18 protein-coding genes are annotated in these 17934 nt (G+C 67.5%); 11 read left to right on the plus strand and 7 right to left on the minus strand.

Going from position 1 to position 17934, the window contains the following annotated elements; all coding sequences use genetic code 11:
- The first annotated feature begins 50 nt into the window (after positions 1–50).
- From AC5P76_RS15670 to AC5P76_RS15690, 5 genes are all read left to right on the plus strand, one after another.
- Positions 51–764, plus strand: coding sequence for an SURF1 family protein (locus tag AC5P76_RS15670; RefSeq protein ID WP_065175446.1), 714 nt, complete (start codon positions 51–53; stop codon positions 762–764).
- Positions 765–821: 57 nt separating this feature from the next.
- Positions 822–1391, plus strand: coding sequence for a redox-active disulfide-containing membrane protein (locus tag AC5P76_RS15675; RefSeq protein WP_053519489.1), 570 nt, complete (start codon positions 822–824; stop codon positions 1389–1391).
- 10 nt (positions 1392–1401) lie between these two features.
- Positions 1402–2565: a COX15/CtaA family protein gene (locus AC5P76_RS15680; RefSeq protein WP_065175445.1), complete on the plus strand. Its 1164-nt coding sequence runs from the start codon at positions 1402–1404 to the stop codon at positions 2563–2565.
- A 4-nt stretch (positions 2566–2569) separates the two neighbouring features.
- A complete protein-coding gene (cyoE, locus tag AC5P76_RS15685) occupies positions 2570–3463 on the plus strand; it encodes a heme o synthase (protein ID WP_053519487.1) in 894 nt (297 codons plus the stop codon).
- A gap of 141 nt (positions 3464–3604) precedes the next feature.
- On the plus strand, positions 3605–4411 hold the full coding sequence (locus AC5P76_RS15690; RefSeq protein ID WP_253119761.1) for a TraB/GumN family protein: 807 nt from the start codon (positions 3605–3607) through the stop codon (positions 4409–4411).
- Positions 4412–4459: 48 nt separating this feature from the next.
- On the opposite strand, the gene AC5P76_RS15695 is transcribed toward AC5P76_RS15690, so the two are convergent.
- The 4 genes from AC5P76_RS15695 to AC5P76_RS15710 are packed head-to-tail and all read right to left on the minus strand — an operon-like array spanning position 4460 to position 8714.
- The gene (locus tag AC5P76_RS15695; protein WP_253119763.1) at positions 4460–5431 is read right to left on the minus strand and encodes a bile acid:sodium symporter family protein; all 972 of its coding nucleotides are present in this window, start codon (positions 5429–5431) and stop codon (positions 4460–4462) included.
- A gap of 28 nt (positions 5432–5459) precedes the next feature.
- Complete coding sequence (locus AC5P76_RS15700) at positions 5460–5960, minus strand: protein tyrosine phosphatase family protein (RefSeq protein WP_065182568.1); 501 nt, start codon at positions 5958–5960, stop codon at positions 5460–5462.
- A 27-nt stretch (positions 5961–5987) separates the two neighbouring features.
- On the minus strand, positions 5988–7727 hold the full coding sequence (gene dnaG / locus AC5P76_RS15705) for a DNA primase (RefSeq protein ID WP_053519483.1): 1740 nt from the start codon (positions 7725–7727) through the stop codon (positions 5988–5990).
- Positions 7728–7787: 60 nt separating this feature from the next.
- Positions 7788–8714, minus strand: a complete 927-nt coding sequence (locus tag AC5P76_RS15710) for a YihY/virulence factor BrkB family protein (RefSeq protein WP_053519482.1) — start codon at positions 8712–8714, stop codon at positions 7788–7790.
- Positions 8715–8926: 212 nt separating this feature from the next.
- Here AC5P76_RS15710 and AC5P76_RS15715 point away from each other — a divergent pair, with 212 nt between their 5' ends.
- Positions 8927–9865 (plus strand): hypothetical protein, encoded by a 939-nt coding sequence (locus tag AC5P76_RS15715; protein ID WP_227255453.1) that lies wholly within the window; start codon positions 8927–8929, stop codon positions 9863–9865.
- 78 nt (positions 9866–9943) lie between these two features.
- Here AC5P76_RS15715 and AC5P76_RS15720 read toward each other — a convergent pair whose 3' ends face one another.
- Both AC5P76_RS15720 and rpsU read right to left on the minus strand, forming a co-directional pair.
- A complete protein-coding gene (locus AC5P76_RS15720; RefSeq protein ID WP_053519481.1) occupies positions 9944–10390 on the minus strand; it encodes a GatB/YqeY domain-containing protein in 447 nt (148 codons plus the stop codon).
- Between the two features lie 133 nt (positions 10391–10523).
- Positions 10524–10739: a 30S ribosomal protein S21 gene (gene rpsU, locus AC5P76_RS15725; protein ID WP_002808376.1), complete on the minus strand. Its 216-nt coding sequence runs from the start codon at positions 10737–10739 to the stop codon at positions 10524–10526.
- Between the two features lie 167 nt (positions 10740–10906).
- Between rpsU and tsaD the strand changes: the two genes are divergently transcribed.
- From tsaD to AC5P76_RS15750, 5 genes are all read left to right on the plus strand, one after another.
- Complete coding sequence (gene tsaD / locus AC5P76_RS15730) at positions 10907–11932, plus strand: tRNA (adenosine(37)-N6)-threonylcarbamoyltransferase complex transferase subunit TsaD (protein ID WP_180875832.1); 1026 nt, start codon at positions 10907–10909, stop codon at positions 11930–11932.
- A gap of 124 nt (positions 11933–12056) precedes the next feature.
- Complete coding sequence (folB, locus tag AC5P76_RS15735; RefSeq protein ID WP_053519479.1) at positions 12057–12410, plus strand: dihydroneopterin aldolase; 354 nt, start codon at positions 12057–12059, stop codon at positions 12408–12410.
- A gap of 65 nt (positions 12411–12475) precedes the next feature.
- Positions 12476–13747 carry a mechanosensitive ion channel family protein gene (locus AC5P76_RS15740; RefSeq protein WP_065175436.1) on the plus strand — a complete coding sequence of 424 codons (1272 nt, stop codon included), beginning with the start codon at positions 12476–12478 and terminating at the stop codon, positions 13745–13747.
- Between the two features lie 128 nt (positions 13748–13875).
- Positions 13876–16050 (plus strand): glycoside hydrolase family 3 N-terminal domain-containing protein, encoded by a 2175-nt coding sequence (locus AC5P76_RS15745; protein ID WP_065175435.1) that lies wholly within the window; start codon positions 13876–13878, stop codon positions 16048–16050.
- 106 nt (positions 16051–16156) lie between these two features.
- Positions 16157–16672, plus strand: a complete 516-nt coding sequence (locus AC5P76_RS15750) for a hypothetical protein (protein WP_253119765.1) — start codon at positions 16157–16159, stop codon at positions 16670–16672.
- Between the two features lie 45 nt (positions 16673–16717).
- Here the strand turns inward: AC5P76_RS15750 and AC5P76_RS15755 are convergent, their stop codons facing one another.
- A complete protein-coding gene (locus AC5P76_RS15755; protein WP_111186640.1) occupies positions 16718–17896 on the minus strand; it encodes a PQQ-dependent sugar dehydrogenase in 1179 nt (392 codons plus the stop codon).
- Between the last annotated feature and the right edge of the window lie 38 nt (positions 17897–17934).

Here is a 17934-nt window from a genome sequence, read left to right on the forward strand (position 1 = left end):
TCGAGGGCAGGGTGGATGTGCCTATCTGACCTCGTTTGCGCGGACTTGTCATGATGCGCCAGCACACGCGGGTGATCGGCTGGCTGCTGGCGCTGGTGGCGATCACGGGATTCACCGCGCTGGGCCTGTGGCAGTTGCAGCGCATGCATGCAAAGCAGGCCATGCTGGATGCGCAGGGCCCCGCTGCGGCGCAGGCACTTCCGCTGGCGCAGGCACTGGCGGCGCCGGGCGCGCTGCATGGCGTGGCCGACCATGGCCGCTTCCTGCCGGGCGTGGTGCTGCTGGACAACCAGACCCGGCACGGCCGGGCCGGGGTGAAGATCTATCGCCCCTTCCGCAGCGACGGCGGCAGCGTGCTGCTGGTCGACCTCGGCTGGCGCGCGCTGCCCGCCGACCGCACGCTCCCCGACCTGCCGCCGCCGCCTTCGCCGGTGGCCGTGCGCGGGCTGCTGGCGCCGCCGCCGTCGGCAGGGTTGGCGCTGGGCCCGGCGTTCTCTGCAACCGGTGAGGCGCAGCGCTGGCTGGCCAGCCGGCTGCCTGCCGAGGGCCTGGCGACGGCGCTGGGGCTGCCCGCACTGCCGGAGCGCGTGCTGCGGCTTGATCCGGCGCTGCCCTTCGGTGATGAACGCGACCTCGATCTGCTGCCGAACACGCTGCCCCCGCAGCGCCACCTGGGTTACGCCGTGCAATGGTTCGGCCTGGCGCTGACCGTGCTGGTGGTTGCGCTGGTGCTGGAAGGGCGCAGCAGGCGCGTTCCACGCTAGCGCCGGCCCGACTTCGGGCGCCCGGCATCCCCTGTCCAACCATGAGAAAATGCCCGCATGAACACTGCTACATCCCCGCAGGCGCGCGGTTCCGGTCGCCGGACCCTGGTGCTGTTGTTCGCCGTGTTCTTCGGGGCAATGGCGCTGGCGGCCGTGCTGCGCTTCTCCGGATGGCAGCCTACCGGCCACCGCAACAGTGGACAGCTGCTCAAACCCCCGGTGGACCTGCGCCAGCAGCCACCGACCCTGGCCGACGGCACGGCCTATCCCTGGAATCCGGAAGCGCGCACCTGGCGCCTGCTGGTGGCACCGGCCGGTGCCTGCGACGCGCAGTGCGTCACTTTGTCGCAGGGACTGGGCAAGGTGTGGCAGCTGTTCGGCCATAACGCCGATAATGTCGAGATCCTGTGGCTGGGTCCGCCACCGGCGTCGATCGCCTCGCTGCCCGCGCTGCGGCCGCTGGCACCGTCGCCAGCGCTGCGCGCGGCCCTGCCCGGCGTCGACGATCCGGCTGGCCTGCCGGTCTACGTGATCGATCCGAACGGCTTCGTGATCATGCGCCATGCCCCGGGCAGCGACCTCGGGGGCCTGCGCAAGGACATGGCCACGTTGCTGAAACTGAAGTGAGTCCTGTTTGATGAGCCTTTCCGCGCGTCCGGCGCTGCACCGCAATTTCCACCGCCTGGCGTGGTTCGCCATGATCATGACCGCGAGCACGATCATGTTCGGTGCCTTCGTCCGTCTGTCCGATGCGGGGCTGAGCTGCCCGGACTGGCCGACCTGCTATGGCCGCGCGACCTGGCCGCAGCACATCGAGGAGACGGTTGGCCACCCGGCCGCCGATATCCGTCCTCTGGAAACGCACAAGGCCTGGCGCGAGCAGGTTCACCGCTTCCTGGCCGGCGCGCTGGGCATCGAGATCCTTACCTTGGCCCTGCTGGCCACGCGCAGGCGCCGGTTCGGAACCGCGGCGGTCGTCACCGCCTGCGTGCTGGTGGCTGCCGGCATACCGTTGTACATGATGGGCTGGCATGCAACGGCCAGTGCCTTGGCCCTGAGTGGTGAGGCGATACTGCTGATCGCCGCCTTGCGCTGGAACAACATCGATCTGGCGCGCGCGGCGGTACTGACTCTGGCGGTGGTGATCTTCCAGGCCCTGCTGGGCATGTGGACGGTGACGCTGCTGCTGAAGCCGATCGTGGTGATGGGCCACCTGCTGGGCGGCATGCTGATGTTCGGCCTGCTGGTGTGGCTGGCGTGGCGGGCCACGCATCTGCCGATCACGCTGGCCGAGGCGCCCAGGCTGAAGTGGCTGCTGCGTGCCGCCGTGGTCGTGCTGGTCACCCAGATCGCACTGGGCGGCTGGGTCAGTGCCAACTATGCGGCGCTCGCCTGCGGCGGCGGCAGCGCCTCGCTGGACAACTTCCCACGCTGTGCCAACCAGTGGTGGCCGCAGCACAACTTCGTCGAAGGCTTCACCCTGTGGCGTGGCATCGGCGTGGACTACGAAGGGGGCGTGCTCGATGGCGCCTCGCGCATCGCCATCCAGCTGGCGCATCGCCTGTTCGCCATCGTGGTGGCTGCCTACCTGCTGTGGCTGGGCGTGCGTCTGTTCCGCCTGCCGAGCATGCGGGGCTGGGCGACTGCGCTGATCGTGCTGCTGGTGCTGCAGGTCACCCTCGGCATCCTCAACGTGAAGCTGGCGCTGCCGCTGGAAGTGGCGGTGGCGCACAACGGCGTGGCCGTTGCCCTGTTGTTCGTGCTGGTCAGCCTGCTGGCCCGCCTGCGTGCCCCGGACTGATCCGATGTTCTCCAATTACCGCCAGTACTGGGACCTGACCAAGCCCAAGGTCGTCGCCCTGATCGTGTTCACCGCCCTGGTGGGCATGGTCCTGGCCATTCCAGGCGTGCCCAGCTGGGAACAGGTACGCGCGGGCCTGCTCGGCTTCCTCGGCATCTGGCTGGCGGCCTCGGCTGCGGCTGCGATCAACCAGCTGCTGGATGCGCACATCGATGCGCAGATGGCGCGCACCTCGTGGCGGCCGCTGGTGGTTGGCAAGGTCAAGCCGTGGCAGGTGCTGGTGTTCGCCGGCGCGCTGATCGTGCTGTCGATGACGATCCTGGTGCTGTGGGTGAACGTGATCACCGCCGTGCTGACCTTCGCTTCGCTGATCGGTTATGCGGTGATCTATACGGTCTACCTCAAGCGTGCGACCTCGCAGAACATCGTCATCGGTGGTCTGGCCGGCGCGATGCCACCGATGCTGGGCTGGGCCGCCGTCACCGGAATGCAGGGCTCTTCGGACTGGGCGTACTCGTCGCTGCTGGTGCTGATCATCTTCATCTGGACGCCGCCGCATTTCTGGGCGCTGGCGATCTTCCGCCGTGAGGACTACGCCAAGGCGAAGATCCCGATGCTGCCGGTGACCCACGGCGTGGTGCATACCCGCAGGCAGATCATGGTGTATTCGGTGGTGCTGGCCCTGGTCTGCCTGCTGCCCTATCTGGTGGGCATGAGCGGACCGTTCTACCTGGGCGGTGCGATCGTGCTCAACGCGGTGTTCCTCTGGTATGCGTGGCGCATGCTGGATCCGCCGGATGAGCTGTTCTCGATGAAGATGTTCCAGTACTCCATCGTCTATCTGATGGCGCTGTTCGCCTTCCTGCTGATCGACCACTGGATCCTGCCCTGGTTGTAAGGCGCCACCTGTAGAGCCGAGCCCATGCTCGGCTGAGGGGTGGTTGGAAGAGCAGCCGAGCGTGGGCTCGGCTCTACACTTGATCTCTTCCAGCGGCGTCGCCATTGCTGTTCCTGACCCCAAGGAAAGGAGCGAGCAGGGATGCATTCGATTTTCCGCTGGACCACAGCGCTGCTGCTGGCGCTGGGCATGGCCCTCAGTGCGCATGCCGACGACACCGTCGCGCAGATCCGCCAGTACGCCGGTGATCACCGCCTGCTGGTACTGGGCGAATTCCATGGCACGCGTGAGACGCCGGTGCTGGTGCGCCAACTGGTGGACGACTACAGCCGCAACGGCCCGGTCCTGCTGGCGCTGGAACTGCCGCGCGCCGAGAACCCCACGCTACGCGATTACCTGGCTTCCGATGGCGGGGCCGCGGTGCGCCAGCACCTGCACGGCCGCGCGTTCTGGACCGTGCGCGACGACCAGCATGATGGTCGCCGCAGCCGCGACATGCTGGCGATGATCGAAGGCCTGCGTGTGCTGAAGGCGCAGGGCCGCGCGATCGAGGTGGTCGGCTACGACGTCAACCATAGTGACGGCAGCAGCCAGGCCCGCGATGACCGCATGGCCGCCGAACTGCGGCGCCTGTACCGGCGCCTGCCCGATGGCGCACGCATGGTCGTGCTGACCGGTAATGTCCACGCCATGCTGCAGCGCCCGGCCGACGCTCCGCCGGAAATGCAGACCCAGCCGATGGCATCGGCACTGCGCGACCTGGATGTCTACAGCGTGCGGCTGGAAGCGTTGCGCGGCCACTTCTGGGGATGCATGGACCGCTGCAAGGCGTTGGCCCTGCTCGAATGGCCAGCCCGTGAGCCGGAGGTCAACACCCATGCCAGCCGCGAATACGACCTGTGGGTGTGGATGCCGCAGCTGAGCGTTGGCACGCTGGTGGATCAGTAGATCCACGCCATGCGTGGATGGTTTTCCCACAACATCCCGCGCGCCCAATCAGGACTTGCGCCGCGCATACCGCTGCGCGATCACACCGCAGACGATCAGCTGGATCTGGTGGTAGATCATCACCGGCAGCACGATGGCACCGAGGCTGCCCCCGGCGAACAGCACCTTGGCGATCGGCACGCCAGTGGCCAGGCTCTTCTTGGAGCCGCAGAACACGATGGCGATCTCGTCCTCGCGGTTGAAGTGCAGGCGACGGGCGATGAAGGTGATCAGCGGCATGGCGATACCGAGCAGGACGGCAGCTACCACGGCCACTGCCAGCAGCGACAGCACAGGGGTCTTGCTCCAGAGCCCTTCGGTGACGGCTTCGCCGAACGCCGAATACACGACCAGCAGGATGGTGGCCTGGTCGGTGTAGCGCAGCAGCGCGCGCTGCTTCTCGACCCAGCCGGCGATCCACGGGCGCAGCAGGTGGCCGGCCACGAACGGCACCAGCAGCTGCAGCATGATGCCGCCGATCGCATGCAGCGGGTCATGCACACCGCCGGAGGTGCCGGCCAGCGCGGTCAACAGCAGCGGCGTGAGGAACACACCGAGGATGCTCGACAGCGATGCGCTGCAGATGGCCGCCGGCACATTGCCGCGCGCCATCGAGGTGAAGGCGATGGACGACTGTACGGTGGAGGGCAGGGTGCACAGGAACAGCACGCCCAGGTACAGCTCCGGGGTCAACAGCCAGCCCGACAGCGGCTTGAACATCAGGCCCAGCATCGGGAACAGCAGGAAGGTGCAGGCGAGGATGGTCAGATGCAGGCGCCAGTGCAGCATGCCGCCGATGATCGATTCGCGCGGCAGGCGCGCCCCGTGCAGGAAGAACAGCGCGGCGATGGCGACCGTGGTGACATCGTCCAGGACGATGGCGGCGGCGCCCTTCATCGGCAGCAGCGACGCCAGGCCGACCGTGCACAGCAGGGCCAGGGTGAAGTTGTCCGGTCGCAGGCGCGACCACCAGCGGGTCATGGGGGGCAGACTCCTTGGTGTGGAGGGTTCAGGGCGAGGTGACCGGTGTGGCCAGACGCTGGCGGGTGGCCGCTTCCAGCGACTTCAGGCCGGCGCGCTGGCCCAGCTGAAGGGCCTGTTCCGGGCTGGCATGTTCGTAGCGTGCATTGACCAGGCCGAGCACAGCACCGGCGCGGTTGCCGGACGCGCAGTGCAGCAGCACCGGCCCCTGGCTCTGCTGCAGGGCCTGGTGCACGGCGCGCACATTGGCCGCATCCAGGCCCTCGGCGCCGGCCACCGGGATGCGCACATAGCGCAGGCCCAGCGATTCGGCCGCGCGGGTTTCATCGAAACCACGGTCCTCGTCGGGCTGGCGCAGGTCGATCACGGTGCGTACGCCTTGCGCAGCCAGTTCGCGCAGGTGTGCGGCACTGGGCTGGCCGCCGGCATACAGGCCGGGGCGGACTTCATTGAGCGGGGCATCTGCGGCCAAGGCCGCCAGCGGCAGGCAGAGGGACAGCAACAGCAGGCAGGTCAGGCGCAGCAGCATGGTCCTCTCCGTTGAAACGTTCCGCCGCTACCGGCCCAGGCTGGCGCGGGCCTTGAGCAGCTCGCGCAGTTCGTACTTGTCAGTATCGTCCAGTCCCTGCTGCCGCTGCTTTGCCAACAGCTCTTCCAGACGTTGCTGCAACAGTTGTTTCTCCAACTGGGCCACGGCGTCGTGCAGTTCCTGGGTCCAGATCGCTTCGCTGCCGGGCAGGGTCTGGGCGGCCAGCGTGTGCAGCGAGGCCTGCTCCTCACGCCCGTCGAAATGTTCCAGCAGCGCGCCGGTGCTGATATCGGGACGCTGTTCGACCAGCGCCAGCAGCTCCAGCAGCAGCTCCACACCCGGCAGGCGCAGGCCCTGGAAGTGATGCTTGCCGCCCAGGGTCAGCGCCAGCGACGGCTGCTGCAGCAGCACGGCGATCGCACCCCGCACCAGGCTGCGCTTGGCCACCGGCTGGATCGACCGTGCCGGAGGGCGCTGCGGCATCGCCGTGCGGGTATTCTGCGTGGCCGCACCGAGCCCGGTCAGCTGCGCCAGCTGCTGCTTCATCAGGTCACCGAACGCGCCATCGGGAATCTGCGCCAGCATCGGCCTGGCCCGCTCGGCCAGGCGTGCCCGGCCGTCCAGCGTGCCCATGTTGATCTCGCGGGTCAGCTCGTCGAAGAAGAACTGCGATAGCGGCGTGGCCTGCTTCAGGCGTTCGTTGAAGGCCTCAGCGCCTTCCTTGCGCACGATGGTGTCCGGGTCCTCGCCGTCGGGCAGGAACAGGAAGAAGGCCTGGCGGCCGTCCTTCATGCGCGGCAGCACCGACTCCAGTGCCTTCCAGCCGGCGCGGCGGCCGGCGGCATCGCCATCGAAGCAGAAGAACACGTCCGGTGCGTTTCGGAACAGCAGCTCGGCATGGTCGGGCGTGGTCGCGGTGCCCAGCGTCGCCACCGCCTGGGTGACGCCGAACTGGAACAGCGAGACCACGTCCATGTAACCCTCGACCACGATCAGCCGCTCGATCTTCTGGTTCGCCTGGCGCACCTGCCACAGGCCGTACAGTTCGCGGCCCTTGTGGAACAGCGCGGTTTCGGGCGAATTGAGGTACTTGGGACCGTCGTCCTTCTCGAACACCCGGCCACCGAAGGCGATCACCCGTCCACGGCGGTCGAAGATCGGGAACATCACCCGGTCGCGGAACTTGTCGTAGACGTGCCCCCGGTCGTTCTTGGAGAACAGGCCGGCACGGTCGAGCAGCTTCATCCGCCGCTCGTCCTTGCCCAGCGCATCGCGCAGGCCGCTGTAGCCGTCGGGCGCATAGCCGATCTGGAAGCGGGCGCGGTTCTGTTCGTCCACGCCACGGCCGTCAAGGTAGGCGCGGGCCTTGTCGCTGCCCTCCAGGTTCTTCTGGAAGAAGCGCGCCGCTGCATCCAGTGCCGAATAGAGTTCGCGGCTGTCGTCCTGCTGCTGGGCGCTGCGCGGGTTCTCGCTGCGTGGCACGTCCATGCCGGCGCGCTTGGCCAGCTCATCCACCGCGTCGAGGAACTCGAGGCGGTCGTAGTTCATCAGGAAGCTGATTGCGGTGCCGTGCGCACCGCAGCCGAAGCAGTGATAGAACTGCTTGGTCGGCGAGACGGTGAACGAGGCCGAGCGCTCGTCATGGAACGGGCAGCGTGCCGCGTACTCCTTGCCCTGTCGCTTCAACGGCACACGGCTGCCCACCACCTCGACGATGTCGGTGCGGGCCAGCAGGTCGTCGATGAAAGCGTCGGGGATACGGGCCATGGGCAGCAGGGCAGGGCGCGGCCGCCGGGGCGCGCAGCAGGGGCGGCAGGTCCCCCTAGTTTACTCGCTGGCGATGGTCGGGCCGGCCTGTTGTTCGCTGCTGCCGCCGGCGCTGGCGGCCGCCCGCTGTGCCCGGGCACTCAGGCGCTCGTCGATCACCGCGGTCATCAGGGCGCCGACGAAGAACACCGCGGTAGCGTAGTAGATCCAGACCAGCGCGATCACCAGGGCGCCCATCGAACCGTAGGCGCTGCCGGGCGCCACGGTGGCGATGTAGACGCCGATGCCGTAGCGCCCCAGGGCGAACAGGAGCGAGGTGATGGCCCCGCCGATGAAGGCCTGGCGCCAGGCCACGCGACGGTCGGGCAGATAGTGGTAGAGGAAGGCGAAGGCCAGCGTGTACAGCAGCAGCGTGGTCACGTAACCGATGGCCGGCAACACCGATGGCAGCTGCGCGAATACCACCTGCAGGGCAGTGGTGGCGGTCATCGACAGGATCAGCAGGAAGCCCAGCGCCAGCACCACGCCGAAGGAGAACACGCGCTTGCGCAGCCAGGCCTGGACGCCTTCCAGGCGCTGGCCGCTGGTATGGAAGATGCGGTTGAGTGCGTTCTGCAGCTGTGCGAACACGGCGGTGGCGCCGACGAACAGCAGCAGGGTGCTCCACAACCCGGCCAGCGAGCCCATGCTCGGCTGGCTGTTGGCGTTGTGCAGCACGGTATCGGCCACGCTGGCCACGCTGCTGCCGGCCACCGAGCCGATCTGGCTGATCAGCGCCTGCTGCGCGGGCGGGTACAGCGAGGCGGTCAACCACAGCAGCAGCACCAGCAACGGCGCCATCGACAGCAGGGAATAGAACGAAACCGATGCGGCCTGGGTCAGGACGTCGATTTCGACGAAGCGTTTGGCCACGGCCATCGGGAAGCTGTCCTGCAGCTTCTCCAGGCGCGATCGGACGATGGGCAGGAAGGTGCGGGGATGCGGCATCTACGGCGTCGGCTGGAGCGGTACGGGCTTCCTTTTCTAGCAGATGCCGGCGTTGCGGCAGGTGAAGTGGCAGCGCGGTCGCAGAATGCAGCGAAGTCCGCGTTATCCTTCTGCCCGGACCGAGGGCGCGCTGGGGCTGCCGCCACGGTATCCGGGCCCACTGCCGGTGTGCGGGGCCACGACAATCCAACTTCTCTGCAAAAGGACGCGTTATGAAAGGGATGGTCTGCACCACGATGGTGTTGCTGCTGGCGGCGAGCGGTTCGGCCGCTGCGGCGTCCACGGCCTGCGAAAAGGCCTTCAAGACGGTAGGGGATCCGCGCAATGGCGCGATGTACATGGCCGACCTGACGGTGCCCGGTCTGAAGGTGCAGAGTGCACTGGACCAGCTTCGCAAGATCGGTGCCGATGACCAGTTCGAGGTGGGCGGCCAGCTGGTGGAAGGCGATACCGGCAACCAGTACCTGATCCAGACCAAGGGCCTGCGCACGCCGCTGGTGCTGATCGGCACCGCCGACCGCAGCGGCCGGGTCACCCTGGCCACCAAGCTGGCCCGCGGCCAGACCATCGCCCAGGAGGATGCCCGCAAGTCGATGTGCGACATGCTCGACAAGCTCAAGGGGGGCAGCCAGGGGGACGCGCTGGCCGCCGCCGCGCGCGCGCAGTATCCGACTTCCGTGGCGGAGGACGTGACCGCGCCGGACCTGTCCAAGAAGATGGGCAAGGAGGTGCGCGATACGATGGCGGCCTACAACGCTGCGGGCAGCTTCAAGGACCTGCTGCTGGGCACCACCACCAACAAGGAAGACCTGGGCGACCGTTCGGCCACCTTCCTGCCGGTGTATGCCAAGTACATCGGTCGCCGCTACCGGATCGACGGCCAGATCTACACGGTCAACTCGAACAGCTACTCCAGCCGTCCGGGTGAGGTCGGATCGATCAACTACCTGGTGACGCCGACCCGTGGCCTGTTGCGGATCCGCCAGAATGACACCTTCAACAACAACAACTACACCATCCGTTGCGAATTCGCTCCGGACCAGGCGGCCAACTTCGCCATGCTGCGCGAGCGCGACTGGGCCAAGCTGGAAGGCGAGGTCAGCGCGGTGGAGGGCAGTTCCATGACCCTGCGCAACTGCCGCCAGGTGTAAGCGCTGGCCTGGCCGCTGCAGCAATGACAAGGCCCGCGTGAAGCGGGCCTTGTCGTGTCCGGCAGGGGCGGTGGCGGATCAGCCAGCCAGGGCCTGCTTGACCAGCCTGGACACCACGCCCATGTCGGCCTGACCGGCGAGCCTCGGCTTCAGCGCCCCCATCAGCTTGCCCATGTCGGCCGGGCCGGTGGCACCGGTTTCGGCAATGGCGGCCTGGATGGCGGCGGCGATCTCGGCCTCACCCATCTTGGCGGGCAGGTAGGCCTCGATGACCACGATCTCGGCACGCTCGATCGCGGCCAGATCTTCACGGTTGGCCGCTTCGTACTGGCTGACCGAGTCCTTGCGCTGCTTGACCATCTTGTCCAGCACGGCGATCACGGCGGTGTCGTCGAGCTCGATACGCTCGTCCACTTCCTTCTGCTTGATCGCGGCGTTGATCAGGCGGATCACGCCCAGCTTGTCCTTCTCGCCCGCCTTCATGGCGGCCTTCATGTCATCGGTGAGCTGCTGCTTCATGCTCATGGGAGACCTCGTGGTGGTAGTGGGGCAGGGCGGTTGCCCGGGCCCGGAAACGCAAAAAGCCGGCGACGCTCGCGCGTGCCGGCTTCGGCTTCACCGCGGAAGGACGAACCCGCCGCAATGAAGATGCGTCCGATCAGTACAGGCGCTGACGCTTGGTGACGTCGCGCGACGAGCGGCGCAGCTGACGCTTCACAGCAGCGGCGGCCTTGCGCTTGCGCTCCTGGGTCGGCTTTTCGTAGAACTCGCGCTTGCGGGTTTCGGCCAGCACACCGGCCTTTTCGCAAGTGCGCTTGAAGCGGCGAAGAGCAAACTCGAAGGGCTCGTTCTCGCGGACTTTGACGCTGGGCATGGAATCTCCGGGACACAGTAGAACCGGGTCACGCCCGGCGAGCCGCACATTATAGCGGCGAATCAACAAACTGCAAGCACGCAAGCCTGAATGCGGGCCAGCAATACGGATGCAGTGGGATCTGCACGTCACCCCGAGGGGGCGGCAGGGGCGTCATAATAGCAGGCATGCGAGTCCTTGGCATCGAATCTTCCTGTGATGAGACCGGCGTGGCGGTGTACGACACCGACCTGACCGGCAGCGCGGCCCTGCGCGCCCATGCGGTCTACAGCCAGATCGCCCTGCACGCCGAGTACGGCGGTGTGGTGCCCGAGCTGGCCAGCCGTGACCACGTGCGCAAGCTGCTGCCGCTGGTCCGGCAGACCCTGGCCGAGGCGGGCCTGGGCGTGGACGACATCGATGGCGTGGCTTATACCGCTGGCCCCGGGCTGGTCGGTGCGCTGCTGGTCGGTGCCGGGGTGGCCCGTGCCCTGGCCTGGGCACTGGAGGTGCCGGCCGTGGGCGTGCACCACATGGAAGGGCACCTGCTGGCGCCCTTGATGGAGGACGATCCGCCGCAGGCCCCGTTCGTGGCCCTGCTGGTGTCCGGTGGCCACACCCAGCTGGTGGCGGTCGATGCCATCGGCCGCTACCGCCTGCTGGGCGAGACCCTGGACGATGCGGCCGGCGAAGCCTTCGACAAGACGGCCAAACTGATGGGGCTGCCCTATCCCGGCGGCCCGCAGCTGGCCAGGCTGGCCGAACAGGGCACCCCGGGGGTCTACCGTTTCGCGCGGCCGATGACCGATCGCCCGGGTCTGGATTTCAGCTTCTCCGGCCTGAAGACCCAGGTGCTGATGGCCTGGCGTGACAGCGACCAGAGCGACCAGACCCGCGCCGACATCGCGCGCGGTTTCGAGGATGCGGTGGTGGAGACCCTGTCGATCAAGTGCGAACGCGCGCTGGAAGCAGCCGGCACCAATGTGATCGTGGTGGCCGGCGGTGTCGGTGCCAATACGCGGCTGCGTGCCCGCCTGCAGCAGATGGCCGAACGCCTCGGGGGGCGTGCCTGCTTCCCGCGGCCGGCGCTGTGCACCGACAACGGCGCGATGATCGCTTTCGCCGGCGCCCTGCGCCTGCAGGCCGGGCAGCACAACCCGCCGAAGGTTGACGTGACCCCGCGCTGGGACATGGCGACGCTGCCCGCAGTGTGACCCGCGGCGCACCCATCCACACAGGCTGCGACCGTAGCGGCGGACGTGCAGGGATCCGGTCGTTTCAGGCAGTGGTGGTTCCGTGCCGTTACCATGACCGTCTGTTTTCCCGCTGGTAACCGCAATGGACAAGGTTTTCATCGAGGGGCTGACGATCGACGCCCTGATCGGCATCTACGATTGGGAACGGCGGATCCGGCAGGACCTGGTGTTCGACCTGGAGATGGGTTTCGACAACCGGCGCCCGGCAGCGACCGACGATATCGCCCATACCCTCAACTACAAGGCGGTCAGCAAGCGGCTGGAGCAGTTCGTGCGCGAATCGGAGTTCGGCCTGGTCGAGACCCTGGCCGAACGTTGCGCGCAGATCGTGCTCGACGAGTTCGATGTGCGCTGGCTGCGGCTGAAGCTGAGCAAGCCGGGAGCGGTGCGCGGCGCGCGCGCGGTCGGCGTGATCATCGAGCGCGAACGCGGCTGAAACAGCAGCGTCGGCCGGTGGCCGGCAACTTCTTCAAGCGAAATGACTGAAACAGGAGACGACTGATGGTGGATGCGGTGGTGGCGGTACAGTGGATGGAGCGGCTGCAGAACACACTGGAACCCTATCCCGGCGCCTACCTGGCGTTGATGATTTCGGCCCTGCTGCTCGCGGCGGGCCTGGCCAACTGGGTGACCAAGCGCATCCTGGTGCGCGGCCTGCGCCGTCTGCTGCAGCGCCTGCCCGGTGCCGAATCCGGGCGTGGCAGCCATCTGATGCGGGTCATCTCGCGGTTGTCCAACGTGGTGCCCAGCCAGGTGATCGCCTCTGGCATCACCCTCATTCCCGATCTGCCACCGGGGCTGGTCAGCGTCATCGTCAAGCTGTGCATCGTGTGGGCGGTGCTGACCGTCTCGCTGGCCTTCTCGCATGCGCTGGATGCGGCCAACAGCCTGTACGAGCGCAAGCCGGATGCGCGCAACAAGCCGATCAAGGGCTACCTGCAGGTGGTCAAGATCGTGATCTTCGTGGCGGCCGGCCTGGCGATCATCTCCACCCTGCTGGGCGTGGCGCTGGGCCCGCTGGTGACCGGCCTGGGTGCGGCCACGGCCGTGCTGATGCTGATCTTCCAGGACACCATCCTCTCGCTGGTGGCCAGCGTGCAGATCAGTGGCGATGGCCGCGTGCGCATCGGCGACTGGATCGAGATGCCGAGCCAGAACGCCGATGGTGACGTCATCGACATCGCCCTGCACACCATCACCGTGCAGAACTTCGACAAGACCATCACCACCATCCCGACCAAGAAGCTGGTGACCGAGTCGTTCAAGAACTGGCGCGGCATGCAGGAGGCCGGTGGCCGTCGCATCAAGCGCGCGCTGTACCTGGACCAGCACAGCGTCGGCTTCCTGGACGAGGGCGACCTGGCCTTCCTCGGTGAGTTCGCCCTGCTGCGCGACTACCTGCGCGACAAGGAGCAGGAGCTGGGGCAGTGGAACGGGCGCCTGCGCGAACAGGGCGTGGCGGACGTGAACAGCCGCCGGGTGACCAATCTGGGCACGTTCCGGGCCTATGTGGAGCGCTACCTGCGCAGCCACCCGGGTATCCACACCGACATGACCCTGCTGGTGCGACAGCTGCAACCGACCACCGAGGGCCTGCCGCTGGAGCTGTACTGCTTCACCCGCACTACCGCCTGGGCGGAGTACGAGGCCGTGCAGTCGGACATTTTCGACCATCTGCTGGCGATCCTGCCGGCCTTCGGCCTGAGGGTGTTCCAGGCGTCCAGCGACGCCATGTTGATGGCCGGGCAGCGCCAGTCGGCCCGCTCGGAGTAAGCTGCCGTGCCGCCCGCGGGACCGTACGGACCCCGCTGGTGGATGAAACTGAATGCCGAAACCTCTCGCCAAATGGCCCGGGATCGCTAGAATGCCGGGCTTGTAAACGTTTTCATCAAGGACTGCCGGTGGCCTCCGAACGCATCGAATCCCTCATTGCCCAGATGACCGTCGAGGAAAAGGTCGGCCAGCTGGGTGTTTTCGCGGACATGGTCCGCCCGTTCGCCCCGGACGTGAACCCGGAAGCCAACGTGCGCAATGCCGACCAGGTGCTGCAGCAGGTGCGCGAGGGCAAGGTCGGCTCGCTGTTCAACGGGGTGGGCGCCGAACTGGGCCGCCGCATCCAGCAGGTCGCGACCGAGGAGAGCCGGCTGGGCATCCCGGTCATCCTCGCTGCCGACGTCATCCACGGCATGCGCACCGTGTTCCCGATCCCGCTGGGCGAGGCCGCCAGCTTCGAGCCGGACCTGGCCGAGCGCACCGCCCGCGCCACTGCGGTCGAGGCCACCGCCGCCGGCCTGCACTGGACCTATGCGCCTGCCGTGGACATCGCCCGCGACCAGCGCTGGGGCCGTGGCGCCGAAGGCGCAGGCGAGGACGTGGTGCTGGGCTGTGCCTTCGCCGCCGCCCGTGTGCGCGGCTTCCAGGGCAGCGACCTGCGTGCCGCCGATTCGCTGCTGGCCACGCCCAAGCATTTCGCCGCCTATGGCGCGGTGATGGCCGGCATGGAATACAACATGGTGGACATCTCGCCGCAGACCCTGCGCGACGTGCACCTGCCGCCGTTCAAGGCGGCCTTCGATGCCGGTGCGATCACGGTGATGTCCTCGTTCAACGACATCAACGGCGTGCCGGCCAGCGCCAATGCAGAACTGCTCACCGACATCCTGCGTGGCGAGTGGAAGTTCCCGGGTGTGGTGATCTCCGATTACACCGCCGACATGGAACTGGTGGCGCACGGCTACGCCGCCGATGACCGCGACGCCACCGCCAAGGCCTTCACCGCAGGCCTGGACCTGAGCATGCAGAGCGGCTTCTATGCCGAGCACCTGCCAGGCCTGGTGGAAAGCGGCGAGGTGCCGATGGCGGTGCTGGATGAGGGCGTGCGCCGCATCCTGTGGCTGAAGGAAACCATCGGCCTGTTCGACGACCCCTACCGGTCGCTGGACCCGGCGCGCGAAGCGGACGACTCGCACATCGCCGCACATGATGAGCTCTCGCGCGATGCCGCGCGCCGTTCGATCGTGCTGCTGAACAACCGTGACAACGTGCTGCCGCTGCAGAAGACCGGGCAGAAGATCGCGCTGATCGGCCCGTTCGTGCAGGACCGCGAAAACATCGAAGGCTGCTGGACCCTGTTCGGCGACAAGCAGCGTTATGTGGACCTGGAAACCGGTGTGCGTGCCGCCATCGGTGACGCGTCGCTGCTGGAGATCGTGCCCGGTTGCGATCTGGAAACCGCGATCCCGGGGGGCACCGAAGCCGCCGTGGCGGCTGCGCTGCGTGCCGACGTGGTGGTGTTGGCGCTGGGCGAGCCTCAGCGCTACAGCGGCGAAGCGCAGTCGCGCGTGGAGATCACCCTGCCGCCGGCGCAGCAGGCACTGGCCGAGGCGGTGGCGATGACCGGCAAGCCGCTGGTGGTGCTGCTGCGCAATGGCCGCGCGCTGGCCCTGCAAGGCGCGGTGCGCAATGCGCAGGCCGTGGCGGTCACCTGGTACCTGGGCACGCAGACCGGTCATGCGGTGGCCGATGTGCTGTTCGGCGACTACAGCCCGTCCGGCCGCCTGCCGGTCAGCTTCCCGCAGGTATCCGGCCAGCAGCCGTACTTCTACAACCATCCGCGTACCGGCCGCCCCGAACTGCCGACGATGTCGGAGTTCAAGGCCCGCTGGCGCGAGATTCCCAACGAGCCGCTGTATCCGTTCGGCCATGGCATCGGCTACACCACCTTCGCCTATGGCGTGCCGCAGCTCAGCACGGCACAGCTGGGCTGGGACGACACCCTGACCATCACCACCACGCTGACCAACACCGGTACCGTGGCTGGCGAGGAAGTGGTGCAGCTGTACATCCATGACCGCGTGGCCAGCCGCGTGCGGCCGGTGCGCGAGCTGAAGGACTTCCGCAAGGTCGCACTGCAGCCGGGCGAATCCACCGATGTGGTGTTCACCCTGCATCGCGAGCAGTTGGCGTTCACCGGCCGCGATGGCGTGCTGCGTGCCGAGCCGGGCCTGTTCGAGTTGTGGGTGTGCGCCTCGTCAGCGGCTGGCGAGCCGGTGCAGTTCGAACTGCTGAAGGGCTGAACGGGAACGGTAGCGCCGGGCCATGCCCGGCGTCGTCACCCATGGCAAACACGCCGGGCCGGACCCGGCGCTACCATCGGGGTTCGTGATCCGATGGAGCCCGACCATGCGCAAGAGTGCTTTCCTGGCCCCCGCGCTGCTGCTGGCAGCCTGTGCACAGCCGGCGCCGCCGACGGCTCCGGAGGCAACGCCCGCTGCCGCACCGCCGGCCGAACCCGTGCAGGCAGCACCGGCAGCACCTGCGGCACCCGCGAGCGAACAGACCGAAGATGCGCGCGCGCGCATCGAGACACTGCTCGGTGACGCGGCGCAGTACGAGAAGGTCTTCACTGCCTTCAGAACGGCGGTGGTCGGCGGTGATCGCGCGGCGGTCGTCGAGGAAATACGTTTCCCGTTGAACATCAGCGGCGGAAAGACGATCGCCGGACCGGGCGAATTCCAGCGCAGCTACGAGAAGATCATCACGCCGGCCGTAGTCAAGGCGGTGTCCGCACAGGATTTCGGCAAGGTGTTCGTCAACCAGCAGGGCGTGATGATCGGCGATGGCCAGGTGTGGTTGAGCGGCCAGTGCCTTGATGCGGCCTGCACCCGGACCGAAGTGAAGGTCGTCACCATCCAGTGAGCGTGCAGGGTGACGGGCACTGGCCCGCCACCCTGCGTTACCTGATCAGGTCTTCGGCGTGAGCTTGAGCAGGCGCGCCTTGCTGCCATCTTCAAGCAGCCACAGCGCGCCATCGGGCCCCTGTTCCACTTCACGGATGCGCTCACCCATGTTGAAGCGTTCCGCCTCGCGCGCGTTGTCGCCCTCGAAGGCCACGCGCACCAGTGATGTGGAGGACAGGCCGCCGATGAAGCCGCTGCCCTTCCACTGCGGGAACAGGGTGCCGCTGTAGATGACGAAGCCCGCAGGCGAGATGACCGGCGTCCAGGTCACCTTCGGCGCGGCGAACTCCGGGCGCGTGTCGTGGTCGGGAATCGGCCGGCCGTCGTAGTGGTCGCCGTTGGAGACCACCGGGTAGCCGTAGTTGGCGCCCCGCACGATCAGGTTCAGTTCGTCTCCGCCCGCCGGCCCCATCTCATGCGCCCACAGCTTGCCGTTGGCATCAAAGGCCATGCCCAGGATGTTGCGATGGCCGAGCGACCACACCTGTGCAGCCACGCCGCCCTGTGACGCGAACGGATTGTCCGCCGGCAGGCTGCCATCGTCGTTGAGGCGGATGATCTTGCCGAGGTTGCCGCCCATGTCCTGCGCGGGGTCGAACTTCTGCCGTTCGCTGGAGCTGATCCAGAGCTTGCCGTCCGGACCGAACACCAGGCGATGGCCGTAGTGGCCCTGCCCGCTGACCTTTGGTGTCTGTCGCCAGATCACCTTCAGATCCTTGAGCTGGCCACCGCCGTCGGCGTCCAGGGCGAGCGTGGCGCGGGCCACCGCGGCGCCGCGGGTATCCAGCGTGCCTTCCTCGGCATAGCTGAGGTAGATCACCTGGTTGCGGGCAAAGTCCGGATGCAGGATGACGTCGCCGAAGCCGCCCTGGCCACCATAGGCGACCTTCGGTACGCCGGTGATCTCATGCTTCTGGCCGCTGGCCACGTCCAGGTGCTGCAGCTTGCCGCGCTTTTCGGTGACCAGCAGACTGCCATCGGGCAGGAAGGTCATTGCCCACGGTTGATCGAAACGGCTGACTTCCGTGGCGGTGAACGGTCGCTGGTCGGTTGCGGCCGCAGCGGGTGCAGCAGCGGTGGCGGCAGTACCGGCAGTAGCGGATGCAGGATCGGCGGCGTTGCAGGCCGTGGTGGCGAGAATCGGCGCCAGGCCGAGGGCAAGCAGCAGGGGCGTGCGGGTCATGGGAATCTCCAGGGCGGGGATGCGGATGGCCAAGCGTT

The sequence above is a fragment of the Stenotrophomonas sp. YJH_SMC_36 genome (assembly GCF_059369935.1).

Coding starts and splice junctions, on each gene's coding strand:
- dnaG (WP_053519483.1), bottom strand. CDS start 7,727: ATGGCCCGTATCCCCGACGCTTTCATCGACGACCTGCTGGCCCGCACC.
- AC5P76_RS15720 (WP_053519481.1), bottom strand. CDS start 10,390: ATGAGCATGAAGCAGCAGCTCACCGATGACATGAAGGCCGCCATGAAG.
- AC5P76_RS15670 (WP_065175446.1), top strand. CDS start 51: ATGATGCGCCAGCACACGCGGGTGATCGGCTGGCTGCTGGCGCTGGTG.
- AC5P76_RS15675 (WP_053519489.1), top strand. CDS start 822: ATGAACACTGCTACATCCCCGCAGGCGCGCGGTTCCGGTCGCCGGACC.
- AC5P76_RS15755 (WP_111186640.1), bottom strand. CDS start 17,896: ATGACCCGCACGCCCCTGCTGCTTGCCCTCGGCCTGGCGCCGATTCTC.
- AC5P76_RS15680 (WP_065175445.1), top strand. CDS start 1,402: ATGAGCCTTTCCGCGCGTCCGGCGCTGCACCGCAATTTCCACCGCCTG.
- AC5P76_RS15740 (WP_065175436.1), top strand. CDS start 12,476: ATGGTGGATGCGGTGGTGGCGGTACAGTGGATGGAGCGGCTGCAGAAC.
- rpsU (WP_002808376.1), bottom strand. CDS start 10,739: ATGCCCAGCGTCAAAGTCCGCGAGAACGAGCCCTTCGAGTTTGCTCTT.
- AC5P76_RS15700 (WP_065182568.1), bottom strand. CDS start 5,960: ATGCTGCTGCGCCTGACCTGCCTGCTGTTGCTGTCCCTCTGCCTGCCG.
- AC5P76_RS15750 (WP_253119765.1), top strand. CDS start 16,157: ATGCGCAAGAGTGCTTTCCTGGCCCCCGCGCTGCTGCTGGCAGCCTGT.
- AC5P76_RS15690 (WP_253119761.1), top strand. CDS start 3,605: ATGCATTCGATTTTCCGCTGGACCACAGCGCTGCTGCTGGCGCTGGGC.
- AC5P76_RS15710 (WP_053519482.1), bottom strand. CDS start 8,714: ATGCCGCATCCCCGCACCTTCCTGCCCATCGTCCGATCGCGCCTGGAG.
- AC5P76_RS15715 (WP_227255453.1), top strand. CDS start 8,927: ATGAAAGGGATGGTCTGCACCACGATGGTGTTGCTGCTGGCGGCGAGC.
- cyoE (WP_053519487.1), top strand. CDS start 2,570: ATGTTCTCCAATTACCGCCAGTACTGGGACCTGACCAAGCCCAAGGTC.
- tsaD (WP_180875832.1), top strand. CDS start 10,907: ATGCGAGTCCTTGGCATCGAATCTTCCTGTGATGAGACCGGCGTGGCG.
- folB (WP_053519479.1), top strand. CDS start 12,057: ATGGACAAGGTTTTCATCGAGGGGCTGACGATCGACGCCCTGATCGGC.
- AC5P76_RS15695 (WP_253119763.1), bottom strand. CDS start 5,431: ATGACCCGCTGGTGGTCGCGCCTGCGACCGGACAACTTCACCCTGGCC.